We start from the raw sequence: 13,947 nt of genomic DNA on the forward strand, positions 1-13,947 counted from the left end.
GTGTGCGCCCGCTTCGACGAACTGCTGGACCGCCCGCTGCGGGATGTCCTCTTCGAGGACGCGACGGGGTTGATCGACCGCACGGAGTTCACCCAGCCGGCGCTGTTCGCGATCGAGGTGGCGTTGTTCCGGCTGCTGGAGTCGTGGGGCGTGACGCCCGACTTCGTCGCCGGTCACTCCATCGGTGAGATCGCCGCCGCGTACGTGGCCGGTGTCTGGTCCCTGGAGGACGCCTGCACGCTGGTGGCTGCGCGTGGCCGGCTGATGGGTGCGCTGCCGGTGGGCGGCGCGATGCTGGCCGTCGAGGCCACCGAGGCGGACGTACGACCCGAACTGGACGAGCGGGTCGCGATCGCGGCGGTGAACGGTCCGTCGTCGGTTGTCGTGTCCGGTGATGCAGTAGCCGTTGGGCAGTTGGAGTCGCGCTGGCGTGAACAGGGCTTGCGCGTAAAGAAGTTGACGGTCAGCCATGCCTTCCACTCCCCGCTGATGGATCCGATGCTGGCCGAGTTCCGGTCGGTGGCCGAGGGGTTGACGTACGACGCCCCGCGCATCCCGGTCGTCTCGAACCTGACCGGTGAACTGGCCACGGCGGCAGACCTGTGCTCGCCCGAGTACTGGGTGCGGCATGTCCGTGAGGCCGTCCGGTTCGCCGACGGTGTCGCGGTGCTGGAAGGCCGTGGCGTGGTGACGTTCGTCGAGGTCGGTCCGGGTGGGGTGTTGTCCGCGCTGGTTCCGCAGGGTGCCGGTGTGCCGGTGCTGCGGACGGGGTGGTCGGAAGCGGAGTCGCTGGTCGCCGGTGCGGCCGGGGCGTTCGTGCGGGGTGTGGCGGTGGACTGGTCGGCGTTGTTCGCCGGGTCCGGGGCGCGTCCCGTCGAGCTGCCGACGTACGCCTTCCAGCGTGAGCGCTACTGGCCCGAGCAGGCCCGGCCGCTCGGCGCGCGGAGCGGCGACAGTGGCGGGAGCGGCGAGAGTGACACGGTCGACGCCCGGTTCTGGGAGGCCGTGGAACGAGAGGACCTGGAATCCGTCGCGGCGACCCTGCGGATGGACGACAGCGGCCCGCTCGGCGCCGTACTGCCCGCGCTCACGGCCTGGCGCCGGGGCGGCCGGCAGCGGCAACTGACCGACACCTGGCGGTACCGCATGCGCTGGCAGCCGCTCGCGCCGGCCGCCTCGACTCCGCTGACCGGCACCTGGTGGGTCGTCACCCCGGCCGACGGCACCGCTCCCGAAGCGATCCTCGCGGCGCTGACCGCCCGAGGCGCCGACGTACGACAGGTGGCGGCGGCCGACGAGACCCGGGACGGCCTGGCGGCGGTCCTGCGCGCGACGGCGGCCGACGACGAGGGCAGCGGGCAGCCGACCGGCGTGCTCTCCCTCCTCGCAACCCTGGCCCCGCACAACGCACTTGAGGCAACCCTTCTCCTGCTCCAGGCCCTGGGCGACGCCGAAATCAGCGCTCCGCTGTGGTGTGTCACCGCCGGAGCCGTGGCGGCGGGGCAGGACGACGGCCCCGCCCGGCCGCGCCAGGCCGAGCTGTGGGGACTGGGCCGCGTCGCCGCACTCGAACACCCGGACCGCTGGGGCGGCCTCATCGACCTGCCCGCCGACGAGAACGCGGACGTCAGGGCCGTGACCGTCCTGGACGAGCGCATCGTTGACCGTCTCCTGGCCGTACTCGCGCAGCCCGCTCCCGCCGAGGACCAGGTGGCCGTGCGTTCCTCGGCCGCCTACGGCGCGCGGCTGGAGCGTGCCCCGATCACCACCGCCGAGTCCGCCGAGCCCGCGTCGCCTTGGCGGCCGACCGGAACCGTCCTGGTCACCGGCGGCACCGGCGCCCTCGGCGGTCACGTCGCCCGCTGGCTGGCCCGTAACGGTGCCGAGCGCGTGCTCCTCGCCAGCCGCAGCGGCCCGGCCGCGCCCGGCGCGGCCGAGCTGTGCGCCGAACTGTCGGCGGCGGGCACCGAGCCGGTCGTCGTGGCCTGTGACACCTCGGACCGTACGGCGCTGGCCGCGCTCATCGACTCCGTCCCGGCCGACCGGCCGCTGACCGCCGTCGTGCACGCCGCCGGTGTGCTGGACGACGGCGTACTCGCCGCGCTGACCCCGCAGCGGCTGACGGCCGTACTGGCCGCGAAGACCGAAGCCGCCTGGCACCTGCACGAGCTGACCCGCGACCTGGACCTGACCGCGTTCGTGCTGTTCTCGTCGATCGCGGGCACCCTCGGCGCGGCCGGCCAGGGCAACTACGCCGCCGCCAACGCCGGCCTGGACGCCCTCGCCCAGCACCGCAGGGCCGCCGGACTGCCCGCCACCGCCGTCGCCTGGGGCCCCTGGGCGGGCGGCGGCATGGCGGCGGGCGAGGAGGCGACCGGCGCCCGGATGGAACGCGGCGGAGTCTCCGCCATGGCCCCGGACGCGGCCGTCGCCGCCCTGCACCGGGCGATCGACCACGGCGACACGCTGCTCACCGTCGCCGACGTGGACTGGGAGCGGCTGGTGACCGCCCAGGTCTCCGCCCGGCCCAGCCGACTGATCAGCCGTATCCCCGAGGCCCGCGCCGCCGTCGAGGAACTCTCCCGCAGCGTCGCGGCCGAGGCCGACCGGGCCGCCGTACTCCGCGCCGAACTGGCGGAACGCACCGGCGAGGAACGCGACCGCACCCTGCTGACCCTGGTCCGCACCCATGTGGCGATCGCGCTCGGCCACGCCTCGTACGAGTCCGTCGAACCCGGCCGCAGCTTCAAGGACCTGGGCTTCGACTCGCTGACCGCCGTCGAACTGCGCAACCGGCTCGGCGCGGCCACCGGCCTCGCCCTGCCCGCGACCCTCGTCTTCGACTACCCGACCGCGACCGTGCTCGCCGCCCACCTGCGCGACGAACTGCTCGGCGACGCCCTTCCCGGCGACGGGGCGGACGGCGCGCTCGCCGTCCGGACCGCCGGGTCCGCCGACGACGAGCCGATCGCCATCGTCGGCATGGCCTGCCGCTTCCCCGGCGGCGTCAGCACGCCCGAGCAACTGTGGGAGCTGGTGCTCGGCGGACAGGACACCGTCACCGAGTTCCCGACCGACCGCGGCTGGGACCTCGAAGCGCTCTACGACGCCGACCCCGACCGGCGCGGCACCTCGTACGCCCGCACCGGCAGCTTCCTGACCGCGCCGGGCATGTTCGACGCCGACTTCTTCGGGATCTCGCCGCGTGAGGCGCTGGCGATGGACCCGCAGCAGCGGCTGCTGCTGGAGACCGGCTGGGAGGCCGTCGAGCGCGCGGGCCTCGACCCGACCACCCTGCGCGGCTCCCGCACCGGCGTGTTCGTCGGCTCCAACGGCCAGGACTACATGGGCCTGTTCCTCGGCTCGCCCGAACTGGCCGAGGGCTACGGCAGCACCGGCAGCTCGGCGAGCGTGGTCTCGGGCCGGCTGTCCTACGTCTTCGGCCTCGAGGGCCCGGCGGTCACCGTCGACACGGCCTGCTCGTCCTCCCTCGTCGCCCTGCACCTGGCCATCCAGGCGCTGCGCTCCGGCGAGTGCGACATGGCACTGGCCGGCGGTGTGACGGTGATGTCGACGCCCGGCGCGTTCATCGAGTTCAGCCGCCAGCGCGGGCTGTCCTTCGACGGCCGGTGCAAGGCGTTCGCGGCGGGCGCGGACGGCACGGGCTGGGGCGAGGGCGCGGGCATGCTCCTCGTGGAGAAGCTGTCCGACGCCCGCCGCAACGGGCACCGGGTGCTCGCGGTGGTCCGTGGCTCCGCCGTCAACCAGGACGGCGCGTCCAACGGCCTGACCGCCCCCAACGGCCCCTCGCAGCAGCGGGTCATCCGACAGGCCCTGGCCGGCGCACAGTTGACGCCGGACCACATCGACGCCGTCGAGGCGCACGGCACCGGCACCTCCCTGGGCGACCCGATCGAGGCGCAGGCGCTGCTGGCGACGTACGGCAGGCGCAGGGACGCCGAACAGCCGCTGTGGCTGGGGTCGGTGAAGTCCAACATCGGGCACACCCAGGCCGCCGCCGGTGTCGCGGGCATCATCAAGATGGTCATGGCGATGCGGCACGGCGTTCTCCCCGCCACGCTGCACGTGGACGAGCCGACCCCGCACGTCGACTGGTCGGCCGGCGCGGTCGAGCTGCTGACCGAGGCGCGGGACTGGCCGCGGACCGGCAGGCCGCGCCGTGCGGCGGTGTCGTCGTTCGGCGTGAGCGGCACCAACGCGCACACCATCCTCGAAGCCGCCCCGGAAACCGATGGGGTCACGGATCTCATCGAGGCCCCTGCCTCCCCGGCCGCCGAGAGCGCACCGCCCCTCGCGTTCGCGGCGGGCGACGACGCCCTCGTGTCCTGGGTCGTCAGCGGTCGTACCCCCGAGGCACTGGCCGAACAGGCCGCCCTCCTCGCCGAGTTCGCCGTCGCCGACCCGGCGGCCGACCCGCGTGCCGTGGGCCGCGCCCTGGCCACCGGACGTACGGTGTTCGGCGACCGCGCCGTCCTGCTCGGCCGCGATCTGGCCGAACTGACCGCCCAGGCACAGGCCGTGGCGGCAGGCGCGGAGCCGGCAGCGGGCGCGGTGGGCACCGCCGCCGGGTCCGGCGTGGTGTTCGTCTTCCCCGGCCAGGGCTCGCAGTGGGCGGGCATGGCCCGTGAACTCCTCGCGGAATCCCCGGTGTTCGGGGCCGCGATCGCGGAGTGCGAGGCCGCGCTCGCACCGTACGTCGACTGGTCGCTGACCGGTGTACTGGGCGGTGACGGCAGCGAGTTGGAGCGGGTGGACGTCGTGCAGCCGGTGCTGTGGGCGGTGATGGTGTCGCTGGCGGCGTTGTGGCGGGCGGTGGGTGTACGTCCGTCTGCGGTCGTCGGGCATTCGCAGGGCGAGATCGCCGCCGCGTACGTGGCCGGCGCGCTGTCCCTGGACGACGCCGCCCGGATCGTGGCGCTGCGCTCCCGGGCGATCATCCGGATGGCCGGAACCGGCGGCATGGCCTCGGTATCGGCCTCGGCAGCCCGCGTCACCGAACTGCTCGACACCTTCGCAGACGACGTTTCCGCAGACGGCGACGGAGCTGTGGCCGCTGTCGGCATCGCCGCCGTCAACGGACCGGAGTCCGTCGTGGTCTCCGGCGAGGCCGAGGCCCTGGAGCGCTTCCTCACCCGCTGCGGTGAACTCGGCGTTCAGGCCCGCAAGGTGGCGGTGGACTACGCCTCGCACTCCGCCGGGGTCGAGGTGCTGCGGCCCGAGCTGCTGTCCTCGCTCGCCCCGGTCCAACCGCGCACGGCCGACGTCCCGATGTTCTCCACCAACACCGGCGCCTGGGTCGGCGGCAAGGAACTGGACGCCCACTACTGGTACGAGAACCTGCGCAACCCCGTCCTGCTGCACGACGCCGTACAGGCCCTGGCCGCCGAAGGACACAAGGTGTTCGTCGAGGTCAGCCCGCACCCGGTGCTGACCGCCCCGGTCCAGGACACCCTGGACGCCGCAGGCGGCGGCGCGCATGCCGTCGGCACTCTGCGACGCGACCACGGCGGGCCCGCACGTTTCCTCACCTCGCTCGCCCAGGCCTACGTGCACGGCGCAGAGGCCGACTGGGCCGGACTGCTTCCGGCCGCCGACCGCCGGCACGTGGAGCTGCCGACGTACGCCTTCCAGCGCAGGCGGTACTGGCCGCAGCCGTCCGCCGTCGCCTTCGGCGGCGACGTCTCGGCCGTCGGACTGCGCGCCAGCGCCCACCCGATGCTGGGCGCGGCCGTCGAACTCGCCGACGGCGGGCTGCTGTTCACCACCCGCCTTACCGCTGACGGGCACCCGTGGATCACCGACCACACCGTCATGGGCGCGGTACTGCTGCCCGGCACGGCGTTCCTCGAACTCGCCGGACACGCCGGTGACCAGGCCGACTGCGGCCAGGTCGAGGAACTGACCCTGCAAGCCCCGCTGGTGCTCCCCGAACGCGGCGCGGTGCGCGTCCAGGTCGCCGTCGGCGCCCCGGACGGCAACGGCCGCCGCAGCCTGGAGGTGCACTCCAGCCGCCAGGACCCCGCCGACCTCACCGGGCAGCCGGTCTGGACCCGGCACGCGGGCGGCACCCTCGCGCCCGCGCCGGCCGAGACCGTACCCGCCCTGGACCCGGCCGCCTGGCCGCCGTCCGGAGCCGAACCGATCGACCTCACCGGCCTGTACGAGCGGCTGACCGGCCGGGGCTACGGCTACGGCCCGGCCTTCCAGGGGCTGCGGGCCGTGTGGCGGCGCGACACCGAGGTGTTCGCCGAGGTGGCGCTGCCCGAGGAGCACCGCGAGCAGGCAGCCGCGTACGGCCTGCACCCGGCACTGCTGGACGCGGCCCTGCACACCATCTGCCTCGACGAGCAGACCGGGCTCGTCGACCAGTCCGGCGAACCGCGCGCCCTGCTGCCGTTCGCCTGGACCGGCATGACCCTGTTCGCCACCGGAGCCGCCGAACTGCGGGTCCGACTCACCCCGGCCGGCCCGGACGCCGTCACCGTCGAGGCGTACGACACCACCGGCAGCCCGGTCGCCACCGCCGACTCCCTGATCCTGCGCCCGATCGCCCCCGAACTCCTCACCGCCACCGCCCCCGACCAGGACGACACCACCCAGTCCCTGTACCGCATGGACTGGACCCCCGTAACCACCGGAACCCAGGCCACGGCCCGGACCCAGTCCACGGCGGGCTGCACCGTGCTCGGACCCGACCCGCTCGGCCTCGCCCGGCTCCTGGCCGACGCCGAAGAGACCGGCCCCGTCACCGCCTACACCGACCAGGCCGCACTGTGCGCCGCCCTGGACGCAGGAGACGTACCGGCAGACCGCCCAGCACTCCTGCACTTGACGACTGGCCTGACTGGCCTGGTCGGCCTGACCGGAGGCGACTCCGCCGGCCGTGCTCACGCCGTCACCCGCGACCTCCTGGTCACCCTTCAGCAGTGGCTGGCCGACGACCGGCTCGCCGACACCCCGCTGGTCCTGGTGACCACGGGTGCCCTTGCCACCGGTCCGCAGGACACCGCCCCCGACCCGGCGGCGGCCGCCCTGTGGGGGCTGGCCCGCTCCGCCCAGTCGGAGAACCCGCTGCGGCTGCGGCTGGTCGACCTCGACGCCGACAGCGCCGCGAAGGGGACGGTCCCGTCCGCGCTGCTCGCCGCCCTGCACAGCGACGAACCTCAACTGGCCGTACGCGGCGGCGCTTTGCTGGCCCCGCGGCTGGCCCGTACCGCGACCGCCGGGACACTCGTACCGCCGGCCGGTACCACCGCGTGGCGGCTCACCCCCGCCGCCGACGGCACCCTGGACGGCCTGGCGCTGCTGCCCGTCCCGGCGGACGACGCCCGGCTGCGGCGCGGCGAGGTCCGCGTCGCCATGCGGGCCGGCGGCGTCAACTTCCGGGACGTCCTCATCGCGCTCGGCATGGACTTCAGCCAGGCGCTGATCGCCATGGGCCTGGAGCCGTACGCGGCGCTGATGGGCAGCGAAGGCGCGGGCGTGGTCCTCGAGACCGGGCCCGGCGTCAGCAAACTCGCCCCCGGCGACCGGGTGTTCGGCATGTTCAGCGGCGGCTACGGACCGCTCGCCGTCACCGACCACCGCCTGCTGGCCCGCGTCCCCGACGACTGGAGCCACACCCAGGCGGCCTCGGTGCCGATCGTCTTCCTCACCGCACTCTTCGCCCTCACGGACCTCGCCGCGCTACGGCCCGGCGAGACGGTCCTCGTCCACGCGGGAGCGGGCGGCGTCGGCATGGCCGCCATACAGATAGCCCGGCACCTCGGAGCCGAGGTGTACGCCACCGCGAGCCCCGGCAAGTGGGACGTACTGCGCGAACTCGGCCTGGACGACGACCACATCGCCTCCTCCCGCGACACCGGCTTCGCCGACAAGTTCCTGACCGTCAGCGGCGGGCGCGGCATGGACGTCGTCCTGAACGCGCTGGCCCACGAATACGTCGACGCCTCACTGACGCTGCTGCCGCGCGGCGGCCGGTTCCTGGAGATGGGCAAGGCGGACGTCCGGCAGCCCGAGACCGTCGCCGAGGCCCACCCGGGCGTCGCCTACCGGGCCTTCGACCTCAGCGAGGCCGGACCCAAGCGCATCGGACAGCTACTCACCAAGCTGCTGAAGCTGTTCGGCGACGGAACGCTGCGGCTGCTGCCGATCCGCACCTGGGACATCCGCGAGGCCCGCGACGCCTTCCGGCACATCAGTCAGGCCCGGCACATCGGCAAGGTCGTACTGACGCTCCCGACGCCGCTCGACCCGGACGGCACCGTACTGATCACCGGTGCCAGCGGCACCCTCGGCCGGCTCCTCGCCCGGCACCTGGTCGCCGAACACGGCGTGCGCAGCCTGCTGCTGCTCAGCCGACGCGGCCCCGACGCCCCCGGCGCACCCGAACTGCGCACCGAACTCACCGAGTTGGGTGCCGACGTCACCATGTCGGCCTGCGACACCGCCGACCGCGCCGCACTGGCCGCCGCGCTTGGCACCGTGCCCGACGCGCACCCGCTGACCGCCGTGGTGCACGCGGCGGGCGTCCTGGACGACGGCGTCATCGGCTCGCTCGACGCCGACCGGCTCGCCGCCGTCCTGCGGCCCAAGGCCGACGCCGCCTGGCACCTGCACGATCTCACCCGGCACCTGGACCTGTCCGCCTTCGTCCTGTTCTCCTCCGCGGCCGCCACCTTCGGCGCGGCAGGCCAGGGCAACTACGCCGCCGCCAACTCCTACCTCGACGGCCTCGCGCAGTACCGGCGCGGGCACGGCCTGCCCGGCACCTCGCTGGCCTGGGGCCTGTGGGAGCAGGACAGCGCCATGACCGGCCACCTCGGCGACGCCGACCGCAGCCGGGTCGCCCGCGGCGGCACCCGCACCCTCGACACGCGGCAGGGCCTCGCCCTGTTCGACGCCGCGCTGGCCCGGCCCGAACCGCTGCTCGTCCCGGTCCCGTTCGACCAGGCCGCGCTCCAGGCACAGGCGGCGGCCGGGGCACTGTCCCCGCTGCTGCGCGGCCTGGTCCGCACCCCCGCCCGCCGGGTGGTCCGCCAGTACGACGAGCCCGGCCGCCAGGAACAGCCGCTCGCCGAGCGGCTGGCCGCGCTGGCCCCGGCCGACCGGGACCGCGCGCTGCTGGACCTGGTGCGCGGCCAGGTGGCCGTGGTCCTCGGCCACGCGTCGGGCGACGAGGTCCGGGCCGACCGGCCGTTCAAGGAGCTGGGCTTCGACTCGCTGACCGCCGTCGAACTGCGCAACCGGCTGGCCGCCGTGGCCGGCGTCCGACTGCCCGCCACGCTGGTCTTCGACCACCCCACCCCCGCCGAACTCGCCGCCCACCTGCGCACCGCACTCGGTCTCGCCGACGACACCGCCGACCCGACCGGCCCCGTACTGAAGGAGATCGACGCCTTGGCAGCCTCCCTCGCCGCCATCGACGCGCAGGTCCACGGCGACGACACCGTCACCGCCCGCCTGGAGGCGCTGCTCTCCCGGTGGCGCGACCTGAGCGGCCCGGCCGCGGGCACCGGCCCGGACGCCTCCGACACGGCGGCCATCGACACCGCCAGCGACGACGACCTGTTCAACCTGATCGACGAAGAGTTCGGCCTCTCGTAAACCGTCCTCCGACGACCCGCCCCTCCGACGATATTTCCCGGGCCCGCCCCGGCCCGACCGCCCGATAGGTGAAGCACGTGGAGAACGAAGAGAAGCTCCGGGAGTACCTCAAGCGGGTCACCGCCGACCTGCGGCGCAGCCGGCAGCGGCTGCGCCAGGTCGAGGAGGCCGGCAGCGAGCCGATCGCCGTCGTCGGCATGGCCTGCCGTTTCCCGGGCGGGGTCGGCGGGCCCGAGGAGCTGTGGCGGCTGGTCGTCTCCGAGCAGGACGCGATCGGCCCGTTCCCCACCGACCGCGGCTGGCCCGCCGAGGTCTTCGACGCCGGCCCGGGCATCGGTATGGGGGAGGGTGACGGTACGGACGACGGTGACGGTGACGGCGGCGCGCCCGGCTCCGCGTCCACCGACTCGGGCGGATTCCTCTACGACGCGGGCGACTTCGACGCCGGTTTCTTCAGCATCTCCCCCCGCGAGGCGCTGGCCATGGACCCCCAGCAGCGCCTGGTGCTGGAGACCTCCTGGGAGGCGCTGGAGCACGCCGGGCTCGATCCGCGCACCCTGCGCGGCAGCCGCACCGGCGTCTTCCTCGGGGCCGCCTACAGCGGCTACACCTCGGGCGTCTACCCGCTGCCCGAGGGCGTCGAGGGCCATCTGCTCACGGGCAACGTCACCTCCGCCGCGTCCGGCCGCATCGCCTACACCCTCGGCCTGGAGGGCCCGGCCGTCACGGTGGACACCGCCTGCTCGTCGTCGCTGGTCGCGCTGCACCTCGCGGTCCAGGCGCTGCGCGGTGAGGAGTGCACGATGGCGCTCGCCGGGGGCGTGACCGTCATGACCCACCCCAGCACCGTCACCGAACTCAGCAAGCAGCGCGGCCTGTCCTCGGACGGCCGCTGCAAGGCGTTCGCCGCGAGCGCCGACGGGTTCGGCAGCGCGGAAGGCGTCGGCATGCTCCTCGTGGAGCGGCTGTCCGACGCCCAGCGGCTCGGCCACCGCGTCCTGGCCGTACTGCGCGGCTCCGCCGTCAACCAGGACGGCGCTTCGAACGGCCTGACCGCCCCCAACGGCCCCGCCCAGGAACGCGTCATCCGCCAGGCCCTGGCCAACGCCCGCCTCGCGGCCGACCAGGTCGACGTCATCGAGGCCCACGGCACGGGTACGGCGCTGGGCGACCCGATCGAGGCGCAGGCGCTGCTGGCGACGTACGGCCAGGGCCGTGAGGACGGCCGGCCGGTGCTGCTGGGCTCGGTGAAGTCCAACATCGGCCACACCCAGGCGGCGGCGGGCGTGGCGGGCGTCATCAAGATGATCCTCGCCATGCGTGCCGGTCTGGCCCCCCGCACCCTGCACGTCGACGAGCCGACCCCGCACGTCGACTGGACGGCGGGCGCGGTCGAGTTGCTGACCTCCGCTACCGAGTGGCCCGAGACGGGCCGCCCGCGCCGGGCAGCGGTGTCGTCCTTCGGCATCAGCGGCACGAACGCGCACATGATCCTGGAACAGGCCCCGGCGACCGAAGCCTCGACGGACCCCGCGGCCGGTGAACTCCCCATCCCCCCAAGCCCGTTCGCCGACCCGGTCGTTCTGCCGTGGCCGGTCTCCGGCCACGGCGCCGACGCACTGGCAGGCCAGGCGAAGCGCTTGGCGGATCATGTGGCCGATTACCTGGACGCTGCCGCTCCGCTGGATCCGGCAGCCTTTGGACGGGCCCTGGCCCGCCGTACCGTCTTCGCCGACCGCGCCGTCGTGTTCGGCACCGACCCGGCCGAACGCATCGCCGGACTAGGGGCGTTGGCCTCGGCCACACCGGCCCCCCAGGTCGTCACCGGCGCGGCGACGGGCTCCGGCGTGGTGTTCGTCTTCTCCGGCCAGGGCGGCCAGTGGCCCGGCATGGCCCGTGAACTCCTCGCGGAGTCACCGGTGTTCGCGGCCGCGATCGCAGAGTGCGAGGCGGCGCTTGCACCGCACGTCGACTGGTCACTGACCGGTGTACTGGACGGCGACGGCACCGAGTTGGAGCGCGTGGACGTCGTACAGCCCGTGCTGTGGGCGGTGATGGTGTCGCTGGCGGCGCTGTGGCGGGCGGTGGGCGTACGTCCGTCGGCTGTGGTCGGGCACTCGCAGGGCGAGATCGCCGCCGCGTACGTGGCCGGCGCGCTGTCCCTGGACGACGCGGCCCGGGTGGCGGCCGTACGCGCGCAGGTACTGGCCAAGCTCACGGACAACGGCTGGATGGTGTCCGTCGAAGCGGGCGTGGCCGAGGTCGAGGACGTCCTGTCGGGCTTCGGCGACGGCGCTGGCGTTGGCGTTGGCGCGGTGGTCGCCGCCGTGAACGGCCCCGAGTCCGTCGTGGTGTCCGGCGAGAACGGGCGGCTGGACGACTTCGTCGCAGCCTGCGCCGCACGCGGCCTGCGCACCCGCCGGGTGGCGATGGAGTACGCCTCCCACTCGCCCGTCGTGGAAGCGGTCAAGGACGACATCATCGCCGCCCTGGCCGGCCTCACCCCCCAGACGCCGGACATCCCCATGCTGTCGACCTACACCGGCGGTTGGGTCGCCGACGGCGAACTCGACGCCGCCTACTGGTACGGCAACCTGCGCAACCCCGTCCGCTTCCAGGAGGCCGTCACCGCGCTCGCGGCGGCCGGCCATCAGGTCTTCGTCGAGACCGGCCCCCATCCGGTGCTGAGCGGACCCGTCCAGGACACCCTGAACGCGGCCGGCTCGACCGCCCTCGCCATCGGCACCCTGCGCCGCGGCCAGGGCGACGCCCGCCGCTTCCTCACCTCGGCGGCACAGGCCTTCTGCCACGGTGCGGCCGTCGACTGGCCCGCGCTGTACGCCGGCACCGGCACCGGGACCGGTGCCGACACCACGCCGCTGGATCTGCCCACGTACGCCTTCCAGCGCCGACGCTATTGGATGACCTCCGCCGCCGCCCCGGCCGCTCCCCGGCAGAGCACCGCCGACCCGGTCGGCGAGGAGTTCTGGGCAGCCGTCGAGAACGCCGAACTGGACGGTCTCCTCGACACCATCGGCATGGCCGGCGACCGCCCCGCCAGCCAGGTCCTGCCCGCCCTGGCGTCCTGGCGACGCCAGCGGCAGGCCGCCGACGCCGCCGACCAGTGGTGCTACCAGGACCACTGGCAGCCACTCCCGCCCGCCGCCCTCCACTCCACCGCCCCCGGCGACTGGCTCGTCGTCGCACCTTGCGACTCCGCCGCCGCCGACGCCGTACTCGCCACCCTGGAGACCGCAGCCCCGCGAATCGTCGTGGTACGCCTCGACGCCACCGCACCCGACCGGGAACAGTACGCGCGGGCGCTGGCCGAAGCGACGTCTGAGCAGCAGCCCGAGTTCGACGCCGTCGTATCGCTCCTGGACTTCGACTTGGACTCGGACTCGGACTTGGGCCTTGGCGATGGAGGTCCTGCGGCATCCCTGGCACTGATTCAGGGTCTGGGTGATGTTGGTGTGGGTGCGCGGTTGTGGTGTGTGACGCGTGGGGCTGTGTCGGTGGGTGGTTCGGATCGGGTGGTGTCGCCGGGTCAGTGTGGGGTGTGGGGTTTGGGTCGGGTGGCTGGGTTGGAGTTGCCTGAGCGGTGGGGTGGTGTGGTGGATGTGCCTGCGGTGTTTGATGGGCGGGCGGCTGGGCGGTTGGTTGGGGTGGTGGGCCAAGGGTCCGAGGATCAGGTTGCGGTGCGTGGTTCGGGTGTGTTGGTACGTCGTTTGGTGAGGGTGCCTGTTGAGCGTGGGTCTTCTGGTGATGGCTGGGTGCCGTCGGGGACGGTGTTGGTGACGGGTGGTTTGGGTGGTTTGGGTGGTCATGTGGCGCGGTGGTTGGTGGGGCGTGGGGCTGAGCGGTTGGTGTTGGTGGGGCGTCGGGGTGTGGATGCGCCGGGTGCGGCGGAGCTGGTCGCTGAGCTGGGTGTGCCGGTGTCGGTGGTGGCGTGTGATGTGGCGGACCGTGAGGGATTGCGGGCGGTGATTGACGGTATTTCTTCGGATTGTCCGTTGACTGCGGTGGTGCATGCGGCGGGTGTGTTGGATGACGGTGTTCTGGAGGGGCTTTCTGGTGAGCGGTTGGGTGGTGTGTGGCGGGCTAAGGCAATGGGTGCGTGGAATTTGCATGAGTTGACGCGTGATCTGGATCTGGAGGCGTTTGTTCTTTTCTCTTCGGTGTCGGGTGGTGTGGGTGCGTCGGGTCAGGGGAATTACGCGGCGGCGAATGCGTTTTTGGATGGGTTGGCGGAGTTCCGGCGTGGTCTGGGTTTGGTCGGGGTGTCGTTGGGGTGGGGTCCGTGGGGTGGTGTGGGTCTGG

General features: G+C 73.6%; 2 protein-coding genes (1 of these 2 cut by a window edge). Both read left to right on the forward strand.

The window, feature by feature from the left end; translation table 11 throughout:
* Window positions 1-9,627 carry the 3' end of a type I polyketide synthase gene (locus BMZ82_RS41320; protein ID WP_093780172.1) on the forward strand. The gene continues 26,997 nt to the left of window position 1, outside the view, so the window shows 9,627 of its 36,624 coding nt (coding positions 26,998-36,624); its start codon lies off the left edge, out of view; its stop codon occupies window positions 9,625-9,627.
* Window positions 9,628-9,704: 77 nt separating this feature from the next.
* Window positions 9,705-13,947, forward strand: a 4,243-nt coding sequence (locus tag BMZ82_RS42545) for a type I polyketide synthase (protein ID WP_177244692.1), incomplete at its 3' end; no start/stop codon positions are given.

It is taken from the genome of Streptomyces sp. yr375 (genome assembly GCF_900110755.1).
Classification (GTDB): domain Bacteria; phylum Actinomycetota; class Actinomycetes; order Streptomycetales; family Streptomycetaceae; genus Streptomyces.